This window comes from Marinobacter sp. C2H3 (assembly GCF_037080155.1).
GTDB lineage: Bacteria > Pseudomonadota > Gammaproteobacteria > Pseudomonadales > Oleiphilaceae > Marinobacter.
The window spans coordinates 134,262-155,684 of record NZ_JBBBNZ010000001.1; the positions used below are offsets into that span (position 1 = coordinate 134,262).

Annotated in this window: 22 protein-coding genes; 12 read left to right on the forward strand and 10 right to left on the reverse strand. The window is 64.2% G+C overall.

Annotation, left to right across the window (positions count from 1 at the left end; translation table 11 throughout):
- The first annotated feature begins 120 nt into the window (after positions 1-120).
- Entirely contained in the window at positions 121-1,086 is a 966-nt protein-coding gene (locus V3388_RS00565) for a putative solute-binding protein (protein ID WP_336366439.1), read from the forward strand.
- 40 nt (positions 1,087-1,126) lie between these two features.
- On the opposite strand, the gene V3388_RS00570 is transcribed toward V3388_RS00565, so the two are convergent.
- A complete protein-coding gene (locus V3388_RS00570; protein WP_336365573.1) occupies positions 1,127-1,399 on the reverse strand; it encodes an HU family DNA-binding protein in 273 nt (90 codons plus the stop codon).
- A gap of 119 nt (positions 1,400-1,518) precedes the next feature.
- Here V3388_RS00570 and V3388_RS00575 point away from each other — a divergent pair, with 119 nt between their 5' ends.
- Together V3388_RS00575 and V3388_RS00580 are read left to right on the forward strand one after the other, a co-directional pair.
- A complete protein-coding gene (locus tag V3388_RS00575) occupies positions 1,519-2,574 on the forward strand; it encodes a hypothetical protein (RefSeq protein ID WP_336365574.1) in 1,056 nt (351 codons plus the stop codon).
- Between the two features lie 27 nt (positions 2,575-2,601).
- A complete protein-coding gene (locus tag V3388_RS00580; RefSeq protein ID WP_442915608.1) occupies positions 2,602-4,668 on the forward strand; it encodes a TRAP transporter large permease subunit in 2,067 nt (688 codons plus the stop codon).
- A gap of 76 nt (positions 4,669-4,744) precedes the next feature.
- On the opposite strand, the gene V3388_RS00585 is transcribed toward V3388_RS00580, so the two are convergent.
- From V3388_RS00585 to mutM, 6 genes are all read right to left on the reverse strand, one after another.
- Entirely contained in the window at positions 4,745-6,280 is a 1,536-nt protein-coding gene (locus tag V3388_RS00585) for a phosphoenolpyruvate carboxykinase (protein WP_336365576.1), read from the reverse strand.
- A gap of 174 nt (positions 6,281-6,454) precedes the next feature.
- Positions 6,455-7,309 carry an Hsp33 family molecular chaperone HslO gene (hslO, locus tag V3388_RS00590; protein ID WP_336365577.1) on the reverse strand — a complete coding sequence of 285 codons (855 nt, stop codon included), beginning with the start codon at positions 7,307-7,309 and terminating at the stop codon, positions 6,455-6,457.
- A gap of 51 nt (positions 7,310-7,360) precedes the next feature.
- Positions 7,361-7,777, reverse strand: a complete 417-nt coding sequence (gene hslR, locus V3388_RS00595) for a ribosome-associated heat shock protein Hsp15 (RefSeq protein ID WP_336365578.1) — start codon at positions 7,775-7,777, stop codon at positions 7,361-7,363.
- 41 nt (positions 7,778-7,818) lie between these two features.
- The gene (gene yrfG, locus V3388_RS00600) at positions 7,819-8,505 is read right to left on the reverse strand and encodes a GMP/IMP nucleotidase (RefSeq protein ID WP_336365579.1); all 687 of its coding nucleotides are present in this window, start codon (positions 8,503-8,505) and stop codon (positions 7,819-7,821) included.
- 94 nt (positions 8,506-8,599) lie between these two features.
- Positions 8,600-8,932, reverse strand: coding sequence for a hypothetical protein (locus tag V3388_RS00605; RefSeq protein WP_336365580.1), 333 nt, complete (start codon positions 8,930-8,932; stop codon positions 8,600-8,602).
- 160 nt (positions 8,933-9,092) lie between these two features.
- Positions 9,093-9,905 (reverse strand): bifunctional DNA-formamidopyrimidine glycosylase/DNA-(apurinic or apyrimidinic site) lyase, encoded by an 813-nt coding sequence (mutM, locus tag V3388_RS00610; RefSeq protein ID WP_336365581.1) that lies wholly within the window; start codon positions 9,903-9,905, stop codon positions 9,093-9,095.
- Between the two features lie 228 nt (positions 9,906-10,133).
- Here mutM and V3388_RS00615 point away from each other — a divergent pair, with 228 nt between their 5' ends.
- Entirely contained in the window at positions 10,134-11,312 is a 1,179-nt protein-coding gene (locus tag V3388_RS00615; RefSeq protein WP_336365582.1) for a DesA family fatty acid desaturase, read from the forward strand.
- Here the strand turns inward: V3388_RS00615 and rsmD are convergent.
- The gene (rsmD, locus tag V3388_RS00620) at positions 11,288-11,929 is read right to left on the reverse strand and encodes a 16S rRNA (guanine(966)-N(2))-methyltransferase RsmD (protein ID WP_336365583.1); all 642 of its coding nucleotides are present in this window, start codon (positions 11,927-11,929) and stop codon (positions 11,288-11,290) included. The two genes, V3388_RS00615 and rsmD, sit on opposite strands and share 25 nt — an antisense overlap.
- A gap of 173 nt (positions 11,930-12,102) precedes the next feature.
- On the opposite strand from rsmD, the gene ftsY reads away from it, so the two are divergent.
- The 8 genes from ftsY to V3388_RS00660 all read left to right on the forward strand — a co-directional run bounded on the left by ftsY (position 12,103) and on the right by V3388_RS00660 (position 20,221).
- Positions 12,103-13,227, forward strand: coding sequence for a signal recognition particle-docking protein FtsY (gene ftsY / locus V3388_RS00625; RefSeq protein ID WP_336365584.1), 1,125 nt, complete (start codon positions 12,103-12,105; stop codon positions 13,225-13,227).
- 51 nt (positions 13,228-13,278) lie between these two features.
- Positions 13,279-13,977: a cell division ATP-binding protein FtsE gene (ftsE, locus tag V3388_RS00630; RefSeq protein ID WP_336365585.1), complete on the forward strand. Its 699-nt coding sequence runs from the start codon at positions 13,279-13,281 to the stop codon at positions 13,975-13,977.
- Positions 13,967-14,986 carry a permease-like cell division protein FtsX gene (ftsX, locus tag V3388_RS00635; RefSeq protein ID WP_336365586.1) on the forward strand — a complete coding sequence of 340 codons (1,020 nt, stop codon included), beginning with the start codon at positions 13,967-13,969 and terminating at the stop codon, positions 14,984-14,986. The genes ftsE and ftsX overlap by 11 nt, the downstream gene beginning before the upstream one ends.
- Positions 14,987-15,180: 194 nt before the next feature.
- Entirely contained in the window at positions 15,181-16,041 is an 861-nt protein-coding gene (gene rpoH / locus V3388_RS00640; protein ID WP_336365587.1) for an RNA polymerase sigma factor RpoH, read from the forward strand.
- A 236-nt stretch (positions 16,042-16,277) separates the two neighbouring features.
- A complete protein-coding gene (locus tag V3388_RS00645; protein WP_336365588.1) occupies positions 16,278-17,195 on the forward strand; it encodes an NAD(P)-dependent oxidoreductase in 918 nt (305 codons plus the stop codon).
- Position 17,196: 1 nt separating this feature from the next.
- A complete protein-coding gene (gene hyi / locus V3388_RS00650) occupies positions 17,197-17,973 on the forward strand; it encodes a hydroxypyruvate isomerase (RefSeq protein ID WP_336365589.1) in 777 nt (258 codons plus the stop codon).
- 123 nt (positions 17,974-18,096) lie between these two features.
- Entirely contained in the window at positions 18,097-18,777 is a 681-nt protein-coding gene (locus tag V3388_RS00655; protein ID WP_336365590.1) for a response regulator transcription factor, read from the forward strand.
- The gene (locus tag V3388_RS00660; RefSeq protein ID WP_336365591.1) at positions 18,764-20,221 is read left to right on the forward strand and encodes a HAMP domain-containing sensor histidine kinase; all 1,458 of its coding nucleotides are present in this window, start codon (positions 18,764-18,766) and stop codon (positions 20,219-20,221) included. Before V3388_RS00655 ends, V3388_RS00660 begins: the two co-directional genes overlap by 14 nt.
- 6 nt (positions 20,222-20,227) lie before the next feature.
- Here the strand turns inward: V3388_RS00660 and V3388_RS00665 are convergent, their stop codons facing one another.
- Together V3388_RS00665 and greB are read right to left on the reverse strand one after the other, a co-directional pair.
- On the reverse strand, positions 20,228-20,509 hold the full coding sequence (locus V3388_RS00665) for a hypothetical protein (protein WP_336365592.1): 282 nt from the start codon (positions 20,507-20,509) through the stop codon (positions 20,228-20,230).
- Between the two features lie 291 nt (positions 20,510-20,800).
- Complete coding sequence (greB, locus tag V3388_RS00670; protein ID WP_336365593.1) at positions 20,801-21,289, reverse strand: transcription elongation factor GreB; 489 nt, start codon at positions 21,287-21,289, stop codon at positions 20,801-20,803.
- Between the last annotated feature and the right edge of the window lie 134 nt (positions 21,290-21,423).

Sequence of the window (21,423 nt, forward strand, 5' to 3'; positions counted from 1 at the left end):
AAGGAACGTCCGGCGCGCGGCTTCATGGAGGGCGGCGCGCCCACAACAAAAATCAGGAGTCATCCCGTGAATTTCCCCAAACCCGCCCGCCGGGCCGTGGCGCTGGCCGCTCTGTGCGCCATGGGTGCGCTGCCCGGCCTTGCCCAGGCCCAGGCCAAGGTGCTTGAGCGCAGTTTCTGCGTGTTCGACCCGGTCGGCGCCAACGGCCCACTGTTCACCATCACCAAGACCTTTCAGCCGGTCGCCCTCCAGCACGGCATTAAGCTGGATCTGCGGGCCTACACCGATGAGAAGGTGGCCGCCGAGGACTTCAAGGCGGGTCAGTGCGATGCCGTCCTGCTCACCGGCACCCGTGCCCGGGAGTTCAACAAGTTCACCGGCAGCCTGGAGGCGATGGGCGCCGTGCCCGGTGAGCGTGAAATGCGCCTGCTGTACAACACCCTCAGCCAGCCCAAGGCCCGGCCGTTCCTGATCGACGGCGACTACGAAGTGGCCGGCCTGTTTCCGGCCGGGGCCGTGTACCTGTACACCCGGGACCGCACCCTTAACACGGTGGAAAAACTGCAGGGCAAGCGCATTGCCACCCTGGATTACGACACCGCCTCCGTTCGCATGGTGCGCCACGTGGGCGCGTCTGTTGTCGGTTCCAACTCCGCCAACTTTGCCGGAAAGTTCAACAACGGCAGCGTCGACTTTGCCTACGCCCCCGCCGTGGCTTACCAGCCGCTGGAGCTGTACAAAGGAGTGCGTCCGAACGGTGGTATCTTCCGCTACGCCATCGGCTACATGAACTTCCAGGTGATCATCCATCGGGACCGCTTCCCGGACGACGCCGGCCAGATGGTGCGGGATGAGTCCATCAAGCGGCTGGACGAGGCCTACGGCATCATTGCCGACGCCGAGTCAGGCATTCCGGCAAACGAGTGGATTGATCTGCCCCAGGACGACAAGGCGGAATACAACGACATGCTGCGCCAGGTGCGTCTGTCCCTGCTCAAGGACGGCGTGTACGACGAACGGGCGATCAAGCTGATGAAGGCGATACGGTGCCGGGTGGATGCGACCCGTGCGGAGTGCGCGTCCTGAGGTGTTGCCAGGACGCGCCGCCGGTAGGCGAAGGAGGTTCCTAGCGAAGGGCGTCCTTCAGGGCTTTGCCGGCCTTGAAGCCCACGGTCTTGCTGGCGGGAATCTGAATGGTGGCACCGGTCTGCGGGTTGCGGCCGGAGCGTGCGTCCCGGGCACGGATGTTGAACGTGCCGAAGCCAATCAGGGACACGTCCTCACCGCGGGCAGCCGCGGCCGAGACCTGGTCGATAAACGCGTTGACGATTTCGCTGGCTTTGTCTTTGCTCAGGCCAGTCTGGTCGGCTACGGCGGCAGCCAGTTCCGGTTTGCGCATGGGGAAACTCCTTTGTTGTCGTTGTGAGTGCCCATTAATACTGGCTGGCCGCGGAAATCGCAATTGCATTTGACGACAAAAACCAGAATAACGCGACAAAAAACCGACAGGACCCGACGATGAAACTGATCCGACTGCCCGCCTCCCCGGCCCTCGCCGGGACTATCCGATGGCTGTCCCTGGCACTGGCGGCACTCGTGATCAGCGGGTGCGGCGTGGTCAACCACATGGTGTACAAGACCACCGGTGACGTCATGCAGGGATTTTCCCGCAACCACACCGTGCCCTACCTGATGCAACAGGACGACGTGGCGATGGGCTGTGCCATGAGCCGTGCTACCGCGCCGCTGTTGATGTCGTTTGGCCGGGTGACCACTGAGCCGGACCAACTGGCGGTGATGCTCTATCTGTCGTCCGGCGCCTGCGCCGAGGCCCGTGCCCGGGAAGCGGAGCTGGCCGGTATCGCCGCCCTGAACGATACTCGCCCGGCGGAGGCTCAGGACGCCCAGATCCGGCAGCAGCGGGACTACGCCCTGGCCGCGCGGCGCTATTACACCGCCTGGAACCACCTCGAAGCCTATTACGGCGACGTCGATGCCGGAACCTGCCCGGACTTTGACGATGAGCTGGACGAGTTCATCTACCTGTCCGGCCTGCTGTCTGGCCTGCAGGCATTGAACGCGCAGATTCAATCGGCGGCATCCGAAGGTGTGCCAACCAACATTGCCGCCGTGGCGGCGCGGGCCACGGGCTGCCTCAGCAATGAAAAGTGGTGGGGCGCACCGATGGCCCTGCGGGCGACGGTCTGGGCACTGATGCCAGGCAGCATGCCCCGGGGCGAGGATGCGTTCGAGCGCCTGGCCATCGCCGACACCCAGGGCGAGGCGGCCGGGGTTCGGCTGGCCCACGTTTTCCACGCCATTGCCGCCATGAATCAGGGCGATACGGAGGCCGTCAAGGACGTCATCCGCGCCCACGCGGCGTCCCTTGAACAGACCCCTGCCAACCCGGACTGGCGGTTCGTGGACGCCATGGCCACAGACCTGATCGTGGCGATATCCGACCAGCTCTGGATGGCGAATACCGGCCATCGTACCCCCCGGGGCCAGCTCGGCAGTTTCTGGGACGATCCGAAGGAAACGGTGGAAACCATGAGCCTGGACGGGTTGCTGTAAATGAGCGCGATGTCCGAGGGGGCGACCATGGCGGCGCCCGGCGCCCGCCGCACCGGGCTGGAATGGTTCTCCTCCCTGCCAGCCTGCCTGTTGCTGCTGGCGGTGGTGCTGTTCTCCACCGGCAGCGACATCCACAATCGGTTGCTGCAGGTCGGGCAGGGGATCTGGCCGGATTACTACAAGCTCCGGGTCGAGCTGGTGCGGCCTGATTGTGATCCGAACCGGGACGTGGACGCGGCGGTGGCGGCCGAAATGGCCCAGTCTCCGGCCAGCGATGACCCCATGGCTGCCCTGCTTGGAGAGCAGGCCCGGGACCCCGCCGACGTCCGGCTCGCGATAGAGCGTTCCCTGGCGCGATGCCAGGCCGCCGTTGCCACCTACGCTGAACTTCAGGGCCAGCAGACCCTGGCGCTGCGGGCCTACCGGGGTCTGGAGCTGTTCGTGGCGGACGCCATTGCCTTCGGGTTGGCGTCCCAGCGCTTCGTGCTGGTGATGCTGGTGATGCTGTGTGCCGTGACGGCCACGGTGACCCGTCATCACATTGCCATGCGGGCCATGGAAACCCGTCTCGACTACCTGCTCTCCCACACCCTGCAGACCGTCGCGAATGTCATGCTACTGGGCTCCAGCGTGATTTTCAGGCAGTCCAGCCTGGCCTCGGACGTCGCCATCTCCGGGGACGATCTGCTGTTGCACAACCTCTGGATCACCGGCTTTGCCGCCCTGACCCTGGCCAGCCTGTACCGTCTCGTGCGGCCGCCCGCGGACCTTGCGCCGGGAGGCGAGTTGAACAAGGCGTTTCTATCGGTGCCGCTGTACACGGTCATGTGCCTGATCTCAGGAACGTATTTTGCGTTGATCGGCCACGCCTCGGGCATTGGCATCTACCTGGGCAAAATGATGGAGCTGGCGGACATGTTCCTGAACGTCGGCCTGTACGTCTGGGTGGGCATGATGCTCAAGCAGACCCGCCTGGCCACGCTGGTGTTCAACGTGTTCCGGCCCTGGCGTATGCCGCCGGAGATGCTGGCGGTGGTGGCGGTGCTGGTGGCGGCCATCCCGACCGCCTACACCGGGGCCTCCGGCATTTTTGTCATTGCCGCCGGCGCGGTGATCTATCACGAACTCCGGGCGGTGGGCGCCCGACGCCAGCTGGCTCTGGCGGCCACGGCCATGTCCGGCTCCCTCGGGGTGGTCCTGCGGCCGTGCCTGCTGGTGGTGGTGATTGCCTACCTGAACCGGGAAGTCACCACGGACCAGTTGTTCGGGTGGGGACACTGGGTGTTCCTGCTGACCTCGTCCCTGTTCATGGCGGTGGTACTCCTGGTGAACCGTCAGGGCCGTTTCGCGCTGGCCAGCGCCGCCGACGCCTTGCCTGGGACCTTGCGGGCGCTCCGGCAACTGGTGCCCTACGTGCTGGTGATGGCCGGCGTGATTCTGTTTTATCGCGCGGCCCTGGACGTCTCCATGGATGAGTTTTCCGCGCCACGCCTGCTGCCGGTATTGATGCTGGCACTCCTGGCCTACGAGCACGTCACGCTGCGCCGCCGGCCAAGCGCCATCGAGGGCCCCGCAGACGATCACCCGGGAATGGAGCACAGCGTGCGCCAGGCCACCAACGACACCACGGCGGAGATCGGCGCGCTGCTGTTGCTGCTGGGCATGTCGGTCAGCATTGGCGGGGTGATCGAGCGCTCCCACCTGATGGAGGCGGTGCCCCAGGCCTTTGCCAGCCCCTGGTCGGCGATGGTGCTGATGGTGGTGGTACTGATTATTCTCGGTATGATCATGGACGCCTTTGGCGCGGTCATCCTGGTGACCGCCACCATTGCTCACATCGCCTATGCCAGCGGCATTGAGCCGGTGCATTTCTGGATGGTGGCACTGGTGGCCTTCGAGCTGGGCTACCTGAGCCCGCCGGTGGCGCTGAACCATCTGCTGGCCCGTCAGGTGGTGGGCGAGGCGGAGCTGGCGGCGGCCGAACGGGAAACCGGGACCTTCTATCAGCGCCATGAGCGTATCATCATGCCGTTGATTGCCATGGGCGCTTCGCTGGTGCTGGTGGCCTTTGTGCCCCTGTTGTTCTACGCCTGAGCCGCCGCCTTCCTGGTGTGGCCACAACGAAAAACGCCCTGCCGTATGGCAGGGCGTTTTTGCGTTCAGGGCCGGGTTACAGCAGCTTGGGACCGGCCTGGACGATGCTCTCGTCCACATCAAATTTCTTGAAGTTCTCCACGAACTGGGCAATCAGCTCCTGGGCCTTGCCATCGTAGTAATCCGGGCTGACCCAGGTCTGGCGCGGATTCAGAAGCTCGGCATCGACGCCGGGCACGTGCTTGGGCACGTTCAGGTTCAGCGCCTCCAGGTGCTCGGTTTCCACGTCGTCCAGGTCGCCGTTCTGGATGGCGGCGATGATCGCCCGGGTGGTGGGGATGCTGAAGCGACTGCCTTCACCGTAGGGGCCGCCGGTCCAGCCGGTGTTGACCAGGAACACCTTGCTGCCGAACTCGTCCATGCGCTTCATCAGCAGCTCGGCGTAAACGCCGGCCGGGCGCGGGAAGAACGGCGCACCGAAACAGGTGGAGAAGGTGGATTTCAGCTTGGAGGAAGACCCCATCTCGGTGGACCCGACCAGCGCGGTGTAACCGCTCAGGAAGTGGTACGCCGCCGCTTCCCGGTTCAGGATCGACACGGGCGGCAGCACGCCGGTCATGTCGCAGGTCAGGAACACAATGTGGGAGGGTTCACCGGCCCGGTTTTCCAGTACCCGCTTCTCCACGTGCTCCAGCGGGTAGGCGCAACGGGAGTTTTCGGTCAGGGAGACGTCGGTGTAGTCCGGTTCCCGGCTGTCCGGGTCGATCATGACGTTCTCGACGATGGCGCCGAAGCGGATGGCGTCCCAGATGATCGGCTCGTTCTTGCGGGTCAGGTCGATGCACTTGGCGTAGCAGCCGCCTTCCACGTTGAATACCGTGCCGGGGCCCCAGCCGTGCTCATCGTCACCGATCAGATAGCGGTGCGGGTCGGCGGAGAGGGTGGTCTTGCCGGTGCCGGACAGGCCGAAGAACAGGCAGGTCTCGCCGGTCTCGCTGACGTTGGCGGAGCAGTGCATGGGCAGTACGTCTTTCTCGGGCAGCAGGAAGTTCTGCACCGAGAACATCGCTTTCTTCATTTCACCGGCGTAGTGCATGCCGGCGATCAGCACCTTGCGGCGGGCGAAGTTGATGATCACGCAGCCGTCGCTGTTGGTGCCGTCCCGCTCCGGGTCGCACTGGAAATTGGCGGCGTTGAGAATCTGCCATTCCTGCTTGTCGGACGGGTTGAAGCGCTCCGGGCGGATGAACAGGTTCTGGCCGAACAGGTTCTGCCAGGCGGTCTCGGTAACCATGCGCACAGGCAGGTAGTGCTCCGGGTCCGAGCCCACGTGCACGTGGGCCACAAACTGGTCCTGCTCGGCAATGTAGGCTTCGACCCGATCCCAGAGGGCGTCAAAGCGCTCGGCGTTGAACGGGCGGTTGATTGGGCCCCAGTGGATGTCGTCAGCGGTGCTGGGTTCTTCGACAATGAACCGGTCCATCGGGGAACGTCCGGTGCGATGACCGGTACGGACCACCAGGGATCCATTGCTGGCCAGTTGGCCCTCGTTGCGTGCCAGCGCCAGCTCGACCAGCCGTGCGGCGCTCAGATCATTATAGGTAGTGCTCACTTCGACCTCGCCCTCGGGGTGTCTTCAGGATTGCCCAGGCCGTCCCCCCAAAAATTGACGGAAATCTGAACAATCGGGTCAATTGAGGCGCGCTATTATGCCAGACGCGCCGGTAAAAAACGACTGCCCGCAAAGCCGCGCCCAGAGCGGCTTTGCGGCATGTTAAGAGCCCCTTTAGTGTAACGTATGACCGGTGAAAAGGTGATCAATGTCGTTTCTATCGAACCGATAGTGAGCGTGGCAGAACTGGCAGTCCATCTCGATGGCGCCCTGTTCCTCGAGGATGTCGTAGCATTCGTCCCGGCCCAGGCTCTCCAGCGCGGCCAGGGTGCGATCCCGGGAGCAACTGCACCGGAAGGCCACCGGCTCACCGTCAAACACCCGCACGGTCTCCTCATGGAACAGGCGGTGGAGCAGGGTGGTGCTGTCCAGTCCGAGCAGTTCTTCGGCTTCCACGGTTCGGGCCAGGTGATTGACCCGGTCCCACAGATCGTCGTCTTCCTCGGTGTGGCCCGGCAATCGTTGCAGCATCAGGCCGGCAGCCCGTTCCTCGTCGGCGAACAGGAACAGGCTGGTGGCAATCTGCTCGGAGCGCTCGAAGTACTCTTCCAGGCAGCCCGCCAGGGTGTCCTGGTCCCGGGGCACCACGCCCTGGTAACGCTGGCCGGCGTCCGGGGTAATGGTGATGGCCATGCGGCCGGTGCCCAGCAGGGTGTCCAGGGTGTTGCCGGTGACCGAATCGGCTTCAAACCGGGCCAGGCCACGGATGTGGCGGTCGTGGCTGCACTCGGCCATGAGCGTGCGCACGGGGCCTTCGCCCTGGGCCTGCAGGGACAGGGTGCCTTCAAACTTCAGCGAGGAGCTCATCAGCACGCTGGCCACCAGGGATTCGCCGAGCAGCTGGCGAACGGACTCCGGATAAGGAGCCTGCTGGCCGATCTCCCGGTAGCTGTCGCCCAACTGGACCCAGGCGCCGCGCACTTGGCTGTGCTCGAACAGAAAGCGCTGGAACTGGTCACGGGATGCCATGGTGTGTCTCCTGGATGATTCGGTGATATTCGGGTCGGGGGCGCGGGGGCGTTACAGCCCCTGCTGCTCCTGGAACCGGCGGATGTCGCGCCGGTCCTTTTTGTTCGGGCGCCGTGCCGGCGGTAGCTGGGCCGCCTGCAGGGTCTTGCGCTGCCAGGCGAGGTCTTCCCGGCGTTTCACGCTGTCGTCGGTCTCGTGGTAGAGCGTCTGGGCCTCCGGTGCGCCCCGGCGACGGTCGCTGATGTCGTCGACGATCACCACTTTTTCCTGCCAGCCCAGCCGCAGGGACAGGGTAGCCCCGGGCTCGACAATTTTGCCGGGTTTGGCGCGCTGATGGTTGTAGTGCACTTTGCCGCCCTCAATGGCCGCTTTGGCGAGGGCGCGGGTTTTGTAGAATCGGGCGGCCCACAGCCATTTATCGAGCCGGACTTTCGGATCGTGGTCGTTCGCAGCGTGTGGTGCGCTCATGTCTCCTCGCCTGGTGGGGGTCTGGGCGGATTATAACCGGCTCAGGGGGCGCTTGGCACGGATCGCTCGAGCAACCCGGGCAGCACCTCGTCGAAGTCCCGGACGCCGGGGATCTCCGGATGCCCGGCCCGGTCCGGCTGGCGGCTGTCCGGTGCCAGGATGGCAAGGCACTGTCCCAGCCCGGCGCGCCGGGCGCTTTCCAGAACCGGCAGGCTGTCGTCCACCATCAGGGTGCGGGCCGCCGCGTAGGGCTCCCGCCCCTGCAGGCGGTGCCAGAACTCGGGCGCTTCCTTGGGCAGGCCCAGTTCGTGGCTGGAGACAATACCGTCGACGTGGGCGTCAAGCCCGGTGCGTTCCAGCTTCAGGGCCAGGGGGTCCGGGTGGCAGTTGGTGACAATCACCGAGCGCAGGCCAGCCGCGTTCAGGGCTTCGAGGAAGCGCTTGGCGTGGGGGCGATAGCCGATTCGGTCGCCGACCTCCGCCTTCAGGCCAACGATATCGACGGACAGTCGCTCGCTCCAATAGTCGGTGCAGTACCAATTCAGGGTGCCCCGCTCGGCCATGATCATTTGAATCAGGGTGTCCCGGGCGTCGGCCGGGTCCAGGCGGAACTGCTCGGCGTAGCGCCGGGGCAGGTGGTCAAGCCAGAAGTGGTTGTCGAAATGCAGATCGAGCAGGGTGCCATCCATATCGAGGAACACCGTGTCGATGGAATGCCAGTTCACCATAAATCGCGTCAGCCGGAAGTGTTTTCTTCAGGCTGACGCAGATGGCTTGCGCTGGCAAGCCGGGATAGTACGGACCGAGGCATTCTGAGCCGGATCACTCGCTCTTCTGGGCGACCGTGTCGTTCTTGTAGCCGCTGCGGGTGCAGCCCAGGCAGCGCACGAACGTGGCTTCGGCCGGACCAACCACCAGTACCTTGCCGGCTTCAGCCGCATTGCCGCCGAGGGCCGAGAACGGCAGGGACACAATGTAGATGGCGGTGCCTACGATGGTGGTGGCCAGCAGGGCGGGGCGGACAAACAGGGCGTCGCCAGCCATGGCCAGGGCCGACGGGCTTTCGTCCACGGCCTGGGCGTAGCCGAGGCTGGAGGCGCTCATCAGGAAGGCTGCAACGGCGGCCATCAGGGTGCGGTAAATGGTGCGGGTCATGATTCTCTCCTGAACAGTACGGCCCGTAAGCCCTGGCCCGGGCGGCGCAGCGGGATGCAAGCCGCAGTATAGGCCATGGCCATGAATTCTCTGTTAACTATGAATCATATTTAGGCATTTTCAAACGATTTTTCATGCCTGGCGAGGCGGCCGGCAAGGCTCAGCGCTGGCACCGGGGGCAGTAAACGGTGCTGCGGTTGTTCATCCGGATCTCCCGCAGCGGGGTTTGGCATGCCGGGCAAGGCTGGCCCCGCCGGCCGTACACCAGCAGCGACTGGGCAAAGTAGCCGGGTTTGCCGTCGCTGTTGACGAAGTCCCGGAGGGTCGTGCCGCCCATCAAGATCGCCGCACTCAGGGTCTCACGAATCGCCTCGGCCAAGCGGTGATAGCGGTCCAGGCTGATACGCCCGGCCTTGCGTGCCGGGTGGATGCCGGCCTTGAACAGGGCCTCGTTGGCGTAGATGTTGCCCACGCCCACCACCACCTTGTTGTCCATGATGAAGGACTTGACCGGGGTCTGCCGCCCCCGGGACTCACGGAACAGCATCGGGCCATTGAAATCAGACGCCAGTGGCTCCGGGCCGAGGTGCCGTATCAGAGGGTGGACCTCCGGGTCCTCGGTCCACAGCCAGCAGCCAAACCGCCGGGGGTCGTTAAAGCGCAGGATCACGCCGGAGGCGAGGGCGACATCCACGTGATCGTGCCGGGCGGGTTCGGCGCGGTCAGTGATCACCCGGAGGCTGCCGGACATCCCCAGGTGGACGATGACCGTGCCGTGGTCGACGTGCAGAAACAGGTATTTGGCACGCCGGTCGACCCGTCGCAGCACGTGCCCTTCCAGCAGCGCCGGCAGGTTGTCCGGTACCGGCCAGCGCAGGCGGTGATCGCGCACGGTGACCCGCTCAATGGTCTGGCCTTCGCAATGGGGCGCGATGCCCTGGCGGGTCGTTTCAACTTCGGGCAGTTCGGGCAAGGTCGGGTCTCCGGACGGTGGTGACGGCGGTGCTCACAGCGGGCACGGTGCCCCAGATCAATTCAAGCAACAATCGTAACAAAAAGGCCTGGACGAGCGGTTGTTTCGGTGAACGTCTGTACGCTAGAGTGCAGGGGATGGTTTGGTCCCTGTCGAGTGCCTGCGAATCCCCCGAGTATCGCCCGCCCACCGGTTTCAAACCGTGTCTGGTAATGTTGAGGAATATCTATGTGGTTTAATGGTTTGCTGGACCTTTCGGTGGCCCAGCTGATTCTGGCGACACTCGCAATGACGCACGTGACCATCATCAGCGTCACGCTGTATCTGCACCGCCACTCGGCGCACAACGCGCTGGACCTGCACCCCGCGCTCGCGCACTTCTTCCGGTTCTGGCTGTGGTTGACCACCGCCCAGAACACCCGTGAGTGGACCGCCATTCACCGCAAACACCACGCCAAATGCGAAACCGAGGAAGACCCCCACAGCCCGGTGATTCTGGGCGTTCGCAAGGTACTGTTTGAAGGCGCCGAGTTGTACGCCAGCTCCGCCACGCCCGAAACCCTGGAACGCTACGGCCAGCGCACGCCGGAAGACTGGCTGGAGCGCCGTGTCTACACCCCCCACAAGACGCTGGGCATTGCTCTGCTGGCGGTGCTGGACCTGCTGTTGTTCGGCGTCAATGGCATCTGGATCTGGGCGGTTCAGATGATGTGGATTCCCGTCTGGGCCGCGGGCGTGGTCAACGGCCTGGGCCATTTCATCGGCTACCGCAATTTCGAGTGCGCCGATAACGCCCGCAACATTTCCCCCATCGGTCTGCTGATCGGTGGCGAAGAGCTGCACAACAATCACCACACCTACCCGAACTCCGCCAAGCTGTCCCGGCGCTGGTTCGAGTTGGACATCGGCTGGTGCTATATCCGCCTTTTCCAGCTGTTCGGCCTGGCCAAGCCCAAGGGCTATCGGCCGATCGCCCACAAGGTGCCCGGCAAGCAGCATATGGATGTGGAAACGGTGATGGCCATTGCCAACAACCGCTTCGACATCATGCGCCAGTACCGCAAGCGGGTGATGGAGCCGGTGCTGCGCCAGCAGCGCGCCCTGATGGACGACGAAATCCGCCCCCGCTACCGCAAGTTCCGGCAACTGCTGTCCCGGGAGGTCACCCTGGTCAAGCCCCGGGACAAGGAGCATCTGGACGCGTTGCTGGAACGCCATACGGTACTGCGCCAGATTTACGAAAAGAGTCACGAGCTCCAGGTGCTCTGGCGCCAGCGTGGACTCAAACCCCAGGACAAGCTCCAGGCGCTGACCGAGTGGTGCCGCGAGGCCGAGGCCAGCGGTATCCGCTACCTGGAAGAGTTTGCGGCCCACCTGAAGGCTTATTCGCTGCGCCCGGCGGCCTGAACCCGGAACAGCGCGTAGGTCACCTGCCCGGCGGTTTTTTCCCGGTGCAGGCGCCAGCCGGCCGGCACCGTGGGTGCCGGCCGTTCGCTTTCATACTCCAGGTAAACCCAACTGCCGGGGCGCACCCAGCCGCCGTCGGCCAATAGCGGCAGCAGTCGCTCCAGCCAGCCCTGCCGGAACGGCGGGTCCAGGAACACCAGGTCCATCGGGTGTTCCGCCGGGTGCTGCAAAAACGCCACGACGTCCGCACACACCACGTGGCCCCGGTTGGTGTTCAGGGCTTTGAGGTTGTCGCCCAGAGCCCTGGCGAGGGCCGGGGTGTGGTCCACCAGCGTGGCCGACGCCGCGCCCCGGGACAGCGCCTCCAGGCCCAGCGCGCCGGAGCCGGTGAACAGGTCCAGGCAGGCGGCGCCGGGCAGATGCGGGGCCAGCCAGTTGAACAGGGTTTCCCGGGTGCGCGCCGGGGTCGGGCGCACGCCGCCGGCGTCCGGAAAGCGCAGTTTCCGGCTGCGCCACTCGCCGCCGATAATGCGCAGTTCCCCGTCGGCCCTCGTGGGCCGGCGGGCCGATGATGGCGCTGAGGGGCTGGCGGTAGTGCGGCGTTGGCGGCGGGGCATGATCCGATCCTGTGTGCGGGTTGGTTGGGGGTGGCCCTTGGGGGCGTCAGCGCGTCAGCCCGGGGCGGCCTGTGCCGCCGGACGTAATCTCCACTGTCCGGGCCAGTCTGCTAGAATACCCGATTCATTTTTGGCCCGGCTATCCCGGGCAGACCCAGACAAACGGTAACGCTATGACGGCAGAGTGGATTTCAATCGGCCTGTTGGCCTTCCTTGTGCTTGTTTTTGTGCTCGATGTGGCGGGCAATGGCCGGCGCGCGCCGCGTCCGAAACCGGTGCTCCAGCGACCGCAGGAGAAGACGGGCGGCCCGGCGGAATCCGCCGATGAGGCGGTGGTGCAGGAGCCCGAGTCTGCCCCGGCGCAGGCTGCCGAGCCGGAACCTCAGCTCAGCGTGTTCGAGCGCATTCGACAGGGCCTGGGCAAGACCCGGGCGAGCCTGGGTGGTCTGAGCGACCTGTTCTCCGTTGGCAAGAAAATCGACGCGGACTTGCTGGAAGACATTGAAACCACCCTGCTGATGGCCGATGTCGGGGTGACGGCCACCTCGGAAATCATCGAATCCCTGACCGACAAGCTCGAGCGTAACCAGCTCAAGGACGGCGAGGCCCTGCGCCAGGCCCTGCGGGCCGATCTGCGGGATCTGCTCAAGGACGTGGCCCGCCCGCTGACCATCGACAGCGGCAAGACGCCCTATGTCATCCTGATGGTGGGCGTGAACGGCGTTGGCAAGACCACCACGATCGGCAAGCTGGCCCGCAAGTTTCAGGCGGAAGGCAAATCCGTGGTGCTGGCCGCCGGCGACACCTTCCGGGCCGCAGCGGTGGAGCAGCTCCAGGTGTGGGGTGAGCGTAATAACGTGCCGGTGGTGGCCCAGCAGACCGGCGCCGACAGCGCCTCCGTGATTTTCGACGCCATCCAGTCCGCCCAGTCCCGGGGCGCTGACGTGGTGATTGCCGACACCGCCGGTCGCCTGCAGAACAAGGACAACCTGATGAACGAGCTTGCCAAGGTCGTCCGGGTGATGAAGAAGCTGGATGAGACCGCGCCCCACGAAGTCATGCTGGTGCTGGACGCCGGCACCGGTCAGAATGCTCTGAGCCAGGCCCAGGTATTCCAGCAGGCGGTGGGTGTGACCGGCATTACCCTGACCAAACTCGACGGCACCGCCAAGGGTGGTATCGTGTTTGCCATCGCCCGGCAGTTGCAGTTGCCCATCCGCTTTATCGGCGTGGGCGAGCAGGCCGAAGATTTGCGCGCTTTTGAGGCGGAAACCTTCGTCGACGCGCTGTTTGACTAACCGGAGCAGCGCGTCGCTGCTGTCCGGACGACTCCCGAGCCGAGCCCCGACATGATTGAGTTTCGCCAGGTCACCAAGCGCTACGACAGCGACCACACCGCGCTGGCGCAGGTCAATTTCCAGCTCAACCGCGGCGAGCTGGCGTTCCTGACCGGCCACTCGGGCGCGGGTAAGAGTACCCTGCTCAAGCTGATCCTGGTGATGGAACGGCCCAGCGCCGGGGAAGTCGTGGTCGGCGGCCAGCACCTGAATACCCTGCCGCGCCGGCAGATTCCCTACCTGCGCCGGCACATTGGCGTGGTGTTCCAGAACCATCAGCTCTTGTACGACCGCACTGTGTTCGACAACGTGGCCATGCCGCTGGAAGTCATGGGGGCCACGCCCCGGGACATCGGCCGCCGGGTGCGGGCGGCTTTGGATAAGGTCGGGCTGCTGAGCAAGGAAAAAATGACGCCGATACAGCTCTCCGGCGGTGAACAGCAGCGGGTCGGCATTGCCCGGGCGGTGGTCAACAAGCCCCCGGTTCTGCTCGCGGATGAGCCCACGGGTAACCTCGACCCGGCGCTGTCTGCGGACATCATGAACCTGTTTGCCGAGTTCAGCCAGGTGGGTGTTACGGTGCTGATCGCCACCCACGACATTGCCCTGGTGGACGCGATGAATCGACGCACCCTGACCCTGGACCACGGCCGCCTGGTGGCCGGTGGCCACTCGCCCCTGCGAGCTCCGGGAGGTGATCGTGGCCACTGATCCACGCCGCCCATCCCAGGGCGCCGGCAAAGTTTCTGGCAAAGGTGCCGCCCGTTCCGAATCGCCCTGGCGTGCCCAGGCCCGCAGCTATCTTGATCACCATCGTAAGGTGGCCCGGGACAGCGCCCGTCGCCTGAAACAGGCGCCCCTGGCCAGCCTGATGACCTGGATGGTCATGGGCATCGCACTGGCGCTGCCGGTGGCCCTGCTCCTGCTGCTGTCCAGCGTGCAGGGCGTCAGCGCTGGCTGGGAAAGCGGCGCGCGCATCACGGCGTACCTGAAGCTGGACGTTGCGCTTGAGGATGCCAAATCTCTGGCTCGGGAAATCGACGGCGACGGCCGGGTGGCCAGCGTCGAGCTGATCGATCGGGACCAGGCGTTGGCCCAGTTCCGGGCTGCCTCTGGCCTTGAAGATGCCCTGGACTATCTGGGGGAAAACCCGTTGCCCCACACCCTGTTGATCACGCCGGAAGAGAGCAGCCGCTCGGCCTCTGGCGTCGAGAGCCTGGTGACCTGGCTCGACGGCATGGCCACCATCGAGCGGGTTCAGGTGGATCTGGGTTGGCTGCAGCGCCTGAACGCCATGACCGAACTGTTGTCACGGGCAGTCTGGGCCCTGGCCCTGCTGCTGTCGGCAGCGGTCATTCTGGTGATTGGCAACACGGTGCGCCTGGCCATCGAAAACCGGCGGGACGAAATCCTGGTAGCCCGGCTGGTCGGCGGCACCGACGCCTTCGTGCGCCGGCCCTTCCTGTACACCGGCGCCTGGTATGGTCTAGGCGGCGGCGTGGTGGCCTGGTTGCTCCTGGAATTCGCCCTGTGGTGGTTGAGCGGCCCCATTGAGCGGCTTGCCAACCTTTACCACAGTGAGTTCACCCTGGTCGGCCTGGGGGTCGATGGCCTGCTGGCGTTGATTCTGGTCGCCATGCTGTTAGGCTGGCTGGGCGCCTGGGTGGCGGTCAAGCGCCATCTGGACGACATTGAGCCGGGCGAACTGGCCGGCGGATGATGATCCGCAGTTCGGGAAGACCGTATGGTTAACGGGTCGCCAATTCCGTTAGGTTAAAAGGGCGCCAAATAGGCGGTTCAGCTCAGATGGTTGATTTTTAACGGTTTACTGAGCGGATCGGAAACTTTTGCATGGCTTGGCTGTCTCATGGTGTATTGGTATATTGAGGGGCCGTCAGGTTCGGAGGACCACGAATGGGTACGAGTCTACAACTGGCTGATCGACTGGTTCCGGGTGCTAACCTCGAGTCCTACATTCAGGCGGCGAGCCGGATTCCGGTGCTGTCTGCCGAGGAAGAGAAAGCCCTGGCTGAGCGTCTCCATTACGAGGGCGACGTTGAGGCAGCCCGTCAGTTGGTTTTGTCCCACCTGCGTTTCGTGATTCACATTGCCCGCAGCTATTCCGGCTACGGCCTGGCTCAGGCGGATCTGATCCAGGAGGGCAACGTCGGCCTGATGAAGGCGGTCAAGCGCTTCAACCCGGAGTACGGGGTGCGGCTGGTGTCGTTCGCAGTGCACTGGATCAAGGCCGAGATCCACGAGTTTATCCTGCGCAACTGGCGCATTGTGAAGGTGGCCACCACCAAGGCGCAGCGCAAGCTGTTCTTCAATCTTCGCAGCCAGAAGAAGCGTCTGGCCTGGCTGAACCACGAGGAGCTGAAGGCTGTCGCGGCGGATCTCGGCGTCGAGCCGAAGACCGTGCGCGAGATGGAAGGCCGGCTGGCTTCCCAGGACACCGCGTTCGATGGTCCGATGGACGATGACGACGACACTGCCTATCAGGCACCTGCACACTATCTGGAGGATCGTCGTAGTGACCCTGCGGTCCAACTCGAAAATGCGGATTGGACTGAAGACAGCAACGGCCGTCTGATGCAGGCCCTGGAAAGTCTTGACGAGCGCAGTCAGGATATCCTGAGAGAGCGCTGGTTGTCCGAAGGCAAGTCCACGCTTCACGAGTTGGCCGACAAATACGGCGTATCCGCTGAGCGTATCCGGCAGTTGGAAAAGAACGCCATGAAGAAGATCCGGACGCAGATGGTCGAAGTGGCCTGATTTCCGGTTCCCCGGGCTGATGCCCGAAACGCCACCATCCGAGAGGTTGGTGGCGTTTTTGTTTGTATAATCGACGGACCATTTGGAGCAGACGGTCTGGGCCCGGGGGAGGCCTGGCAAAACACGCTCCTGGCGGCACGTTCCTGTGACGCTTGAGCTCAGCCATCCATGGCTTCGTACAGTTTTACCAGGCCTCCCCCGGCCCCGGACCTGCCAGACAACGCCAGGGCCTGACTATGACAACGACGACAACACAGCACCCCGCCATTGCCTTTCTGGGCATCGGGCTGATGGGGGCGCCGATGACACGGAACCTCTTGGACGCCGGGTTCCCGATGGTGCTCTGGAACCGCACCGCCAGCAAATGCCAACCGTTTGCCGATGAAGCCACCGTGGCGGCGACGCCGGCAGCAGCCGTTGCGAAGGCGGATATCGTGATCACCATGCTGGAGAACGGCGACGTGGTGGACCAGGTGCTGGAAGGGCAGGGCGTGTTCGACGCGCTCAAGCCGGGGGCGCTGGTGATTGATATGAGCTCCGTGCAGCCGTCGCTGGCCCGCCGGCATGCGGAATGGGCGCAGGCGGCCGGCGCCGGGTATATCGACGCGCCGGTGTCCGGCGGTACGGTCGGCGCCGCCGAAGCCCGGCTCAGCATTATGGCCGGCGGGAGCGAGGCGGACATCGAGCGGGCCGGGCCGGTGTTTGCGGCGCTGGGCAAGTGCACCCGGATTGGTCCGGTGGGCGCCGGGCAGTTGGCAAAGCTGGCCAATCAGGCGATTGTCGGCATCACCATCGGTGCCGTCTCCGAAGCGCTGCTGCTGGCGGCGAAAGGCGGGGCCGATCCGGCCGCCGTGCGCCAGGCCCTGATGGGCGGCTTTGCCAGCAGTCGCATTCTGGAGCTGCATGGGCAACGAATGATCGACCGGGATTTTGCCCCGGGCGCGCCCGCTCGCATTCAACTGAAAGACCTGCGCATGATCCTCGATGAAGCCCGCGCCGAGGGCCTTACCCTGCCGCTGGCCCAGCAGGTACACCAGGGTTATCTGTCCCTGGTGGCCGACGGCCACAGCGACGTGGACCACAGCGGCCTGCTCCTCGCCCTGGAACACCTCAACGGCGCCCGCCTGGGCACCGCGCATTCGAAGGAGTCCTGATATGCCACGCTTTGCCGCCAATCTGTCCATGCTGTTCACCGAGATCGATTTCCTGGACCGTTTTGCCGCGGCCCGGGCCGCCGGGTTTGACGGCGTCGAGTACCTGTTTCCCTACGAGTACCCGGCGGAGGAACTGGCCCGCCGTCTCCGGGAGAACGGCCTGACCCAAGTGCTGTTCAATCTGCCCGCGGGAGATTGGGCGGCGGGCGAGCGGGGTATTGCCTGCCTCCCCGACCGGGTGGCTGAATTTCGTGCGGGGGTGGACCAGGCCATCACGTATGCCCGGGCGCTGGGCTGCTCCCAGGTGAACTGCCTGTCCGGCCTCCGGCCGTCGTCCCTGCCGGAGGACCTGGCCTGGGAGACCCTCACCGACAACGTGCGTTACGCCGCCGAGGCGCTGGGCGCGGAGGGCATCCGACTGTGTCTTGAGGCGATCAATTCCCGCGTGGACATGCCGGGGTTTGTCCTCGATACCACCGGCCGGGTGCTGTCGCTGATCGAGGCGGTGGAATCGGACAACGTCTGCCTGCAGTATGATCTGTACCACATGCAGATCATGGAGGGGGACCTGATCCGCACCCTGGAGTGCCTGAAGCCGTGGATCGGCCATATCCAGTTCGCCGACAATCCCGGCCGTCACGAGCCGGGAACGGGGGAAATTAACTTTTCGAAGGTTTTCGCAGCCGTGGACGCGCTGGGGTACGATGGCTGGGTGAGCGCGGAATACCGGCCCTCCGGCACCACCGAAGCCAGTCTGGGATGGATGAACGGCGGCTGATGGGGTGTGACGACCGTCGCATTCGGCGACACCCTCTTACAAGATGGTAACTGGCTGGTTTTTCACGTTCTCCGTACCCTTGTTGCATCCGTTTTCCGCGATTCGTGATCAGGAGGTTGACCGGTGAAAGCGCTGGTAATCGAAGATGATAAGGACGTAGCCAACTACCTGTTGAAGGGCCTGAAAGAGTCCGACTTCGTGGTAGACCATGCCGCGGACGGCAAGGAAGGCATGATGATGGCGGCAAGCGAAGAATACGACATCATGATCGTTGACCGTATGCTGCCTGGAATGGACGGTCTGTCGATCATCAAGACGGTGCGGGCCACTGGCAACCAGACGCCGGTCCTGATTCTCAGCGCCCTGGGCGATGTGGACGACCGGGTGGAGGGTCTTCGGGGTGGTGGTGATGACTACCTGACCAAACCGTTTTCGTTCACCGAACTGCTGGCGCGGATCGAGTCCCTTATTCGCCGGCACCGGCAGGCGGCGGAAACCGAAACCGTGCTGCGGGTGGCGGACCTGGAAATGGATCTGCTGGCCCGCACGGTCAAGCGCGCTGGCAAGAACATTGATGTGCAGCCCCGGGAATTCCGCCTGCTGGAGTACCTGATGCGTAACGCCGGCCAGGTGGTCACCCGCACCATGCTGCTGGAAAAAGTGTGGGACTACCACTTCGATCCCCAGACCAACGTCATCGACGTCCATATCAGTCGCCTGCGGGCCAAGATTGACAAGGAATTCGAGACGCCGCTGCTGCAAACGGTGCGGGGCGCGGGATACATGCTGCGTGAAACTGCTTAGTCAGCTCAGGACCTCTTCCTTTCAGCTGGCACTGCTCTACATGGTGGTGTTTGCCACCTCCGTGTTCCTGCTGCTGGCGTTCATCTACTGGCGCACCGCCGGCTTCATGACCGCCCAGACCGACGAGACCATCGAGGCGGAAATCGCCGGTCTGGCGGAGCAATACCGGGGCCGGGGCGTGAACGGGCTGATCACCATCATTCGTGAGCGGGTGGCCCGGGACCCGAACGCCAAGTCCATCTACCTGCTGACCACCGACGATTTCCTTAAGCTGGCCGGGAACATTGATTCCTGGCCGGAAGGGGCCCGCTCAGACAGCGGCTGGATCAACTTCACCCTGGACGAATCCCTTGGCTGGCACGGGCCAAAACGGCTCGCCCGGGCCCGGATCTTTGAGGTTCAGGGGGGCCTGCGTCTGCTGGTAGGCCGGGATGTGGATGAGCTGACCAACCTCAAGCGGGTGATTGAAACCGCCATCAACTGGGGCATGGGCATAACCCTGGGGCTGGCGCTGCTGGGGGGCTTCCTGATGAGCCGCAGCACCACCCGGCGCATCGAGATCATCAACAACACGTCCCGCCGCATCATGAACGGCCACCTGTCCCTGCGCATACCCACCCGGGGCACCGATGACGACTTCGACCAGTTGGCGGAAAACCTCAACCGCATGCTGGACCGCATCGTCTATCTGATGGAAGGCATCCGGCACGTGTCCGACAACATCGCCCACGATCTTCGCACGCCGCTGACCCGCCTGCGCAACCAGCTTGAAAGCACGCTGATCACCGTCAACAACGACGAGGCCCGGGAACACGTGGGCCAGGCGGTGGCCGAGGCGGATCAGCTGCTGGCTACGTTCAACGCGCTGCTGCGCATCGCCCGGCTGGAGAGCCGGGGCAACACGGCCGACATGAAAGAGGTGTCCCTGGATGAGCTGGTGACCGACGCCTGCGAGCTTTACGAGGCGCTGGCAGAGGACAAGGAACAGGCGTTTGAGCAATCCCTGGAACAGGGCGTGATGATTGAAGGGGATCGGGACCTGCTGTTCCAGATGGTCAGTAACCTGATCGACAACGCCATCAAGTACACGCCAGAGAAAGGCTTGATTGGTGTAACCGTGAAGCGGGACGGCGCGGACGCGGTATTCGAAGTCAGGGACAGCGGCATCGGGGTGCCGGACGGCGAGAAAGATCAGGTATTCCAGCGGTTCTATCGGGTGGGCAAGAGCCGGTCATTGCCGGGTAACGGCCTGGGGTTGAGCCTGGTAAGCGCGGTGGCGGAAATCCATCAGGGCAGGATCATTTTGACCGATACCTACCCGGGAGAGCCGTCACCGGGCCTGACGGTGACCATCCACATGCCGGCCTACACCGGCGTCAGCAAACGCATCAAAGCCACGGCGATCGAGCCGGCCCCAGGCGACCGGCCCACCGCCGACGCCTGAATTCGCTCAGACCGGGCGGCGGCTCTGGCCGAGGCGGCGCAGGACCGGTTCAACCACCGGCGCCGCCCGCTGCTCTACCTGGCGGGCCAGGCCTTCAATCTGGGACCGGCGCCGGTCGACGCGGGCCTGCAGGCAGTCCCATTCCCCCTCCAGACGCTTTTGCTCGTTGAAGACGTAGGCGGCCAGGTTGTGGCGATTCAGGCGGCTGGTAACGCCCAGCCGATCAAGTTCAAAGCCCAGCGCATCGACGCCTTCCAGCGCTCGCTTCAGCAGAGTCTGTGTGTTCATGGTGTTACCTCCGTGGATCCAGGCCCAGGGCCAACTGTTGTTGATGACAGTGTTGTGAAAATCCCTAGGGTGGACAACCTAATTTTCCAGGGTTCTGGCGCCGGGCAGCGACGCCGGGACATCGCCAAATGGCCCACCCGCCTGTCGAATTGGTAATTTGCAGGCCACAGCGAGGTAATGTCCGGTGGGTACACTGGGTAAGGTAGATAGAGGCAAGCGGCCAACACCGCTCGCTTCTCCCTCCAGCACAGCGCTAGCCTTAACCCCGCCATTGAGCGGGGTTTTTTTTGGTCAGCGGTCGGCCGCCGCCAGGCCGTAACGGATCTCTGCGATTTCCCACAGCTTGACCGAATCCGGTGTGCGTACCCGTACCTCATCACCTTCGGCCTTGCCCAGGCAGGCCTTGACCACCGGCGCATGCACGGACACATAGTGCTGCTTGCCATAGATCTCGTCCGGGCCAACAATCCGGAACGTCAGGGTCTGGTCGTCCTCGTCCACCAGTGTTACCCAGGCACCGAAGTACGCTTTGCCTTCCTGAACCGGGTTGTACTCCACCACCCGGAGCTTCGACAGCCGGTTTCTCAGGAACCGGACTCGGCGGTCAATCTCCCTCAGCCGTTTCTTGTTGTACTGGTAGTCGGCGTTTTCCGAACGGTCGCCCAGACTGGCGGCCCACTGAACCTTGCGGGTGACTTCAGGCCGCTCGTGGCGCCAGAGCGTGTCCAGCTCCTGCTGCAGTTCCGCGTAGCCTTCCGGCGTGATGACATTCGTATCCATGATCGGTTATCGATACTCGCTGATAATGGCCGTATTCTGGGAACCCTCGGCTCGCTTGCCAAGGGGCGATCCCGGTGAGGTTCTGGCGGTAAGGCCTGGGAAGACCAGTGAAAGGTGTCACATTCCTGCCGCTG

Bases quoted from the DNA above. Each gene is read 5' to 3' on its own strand.
- V3388_RS00565 (WP_336366439.1), top strand. From the start codon at position 121: ATGGGTGCGCTGCCCGGCCTTGCCCAGGCCCAGGCCAAGGTGCTTGAG.
- V3388_RS00570 (WP_336365573.1), bottom strand. From the start codon at position 1,399: ATGCGCAAACCGGAACTGGCTGCCGCCGTAGCCGACCAGACTGGCCTG.
- V3388_RS00575 (WP_336365574.1), top strand. From the start codon at position 1,519: ATGAAACTGATCCGACTGCCCGCCTCCCCGGCCCTCGCCGGGACTATC.
- V3388_RS00580 (WP_442915608.1), top strand. From the start codon at position 2,602: ATGGCGGCGCCCGGCGCCCGCCGCACCGGGCTGGAATGGTTCTCCTCC.
- hslO (WP_336365577.1), bottom strand. From the start codon at position 7,309: ATGGCATCCCGTGACCAGTTCCAGCGCTTTCTGTTCGAGCACAGCCAA.
- hslR (WP_336365578.1), bottom strand. From the start codon at position 7,777: ATGAGCGCACCACACGCTGCGAACGACCACGATCCGAAAGTCCGGCTC.
- yrfG (WP_336365579.1), bottom strand. From the start codon at position 8,505: ATGGTGAACTGGCATTCCATCGACACGGTGTTCCTCGATATGGATGGC.
- V3388_RS00605 (WP_336365580.1), bottom strand. From the start codon at position 8,932: ATGACCCGCACCATTTACCGCACCCTGATGGCCGCCGTTGCAGCCTTC.
- V3388_RS00615 (WP_336365582.1), top strand. From the start codon at position 10,134: ATGTGGTTTAATGGTTTGCTGGACCTTTCGGTGGCCCAGCTGATTCTG.
- rsmD (WP_336365583.1), bottom strand. From the start codon at position 11,929: ATGCCCCGCCGCCAACGCCGCACTACCGCCAGCCCCTCAGCGCCATCA.
- ftsY (WP_336365584.1), top strand. From the start codon at position 12,103: ATGACGGCAGAGTGGATTTCAATCGGCCTGTTGGCCTTCCTTGTGCTT.
- ftsE (WP_336365585.1), top strand. From the start codon at position 13,279: ATGATTGAGTTTCGCCAGGTCACCAAGCGCTACGACAGCGACCACACC.
- rpoH (WP_336365587.1), top strand. From the start codon at position 15,181: ATGGGTACGAGTCTACAACTGGCTGATCGACTGGTTCCGGGTGCTAAC.
- V3388_RS00645 (WP_336365588.1), top strand. From the start codon at position 16,278: ATGACAACGACGACAACACAGCACCCCGCCATTGCCTTTCTGGGCATC.
- hyi (WP_336365589.1), top strand. From the start codon at position 17,197: ATGCCACGCTTTGCCGCCAATCTGTCCATGCTGTTCACCGAGATCGAT.
- V3388_RS00665 (WP_336365592.1), bottom strand. From the start codon at position 20,509: ATGAACACACAGACTCTGCTGAAGCGAGCGCTGGAAGGCGTCGATGCG.
- greB (WP_336365593.1), bottom strand. From the start codon at position 21,289: ATGGATACGAATGTCATCACGCCGGAAGGCTACGCGGAACTGCAGCAG.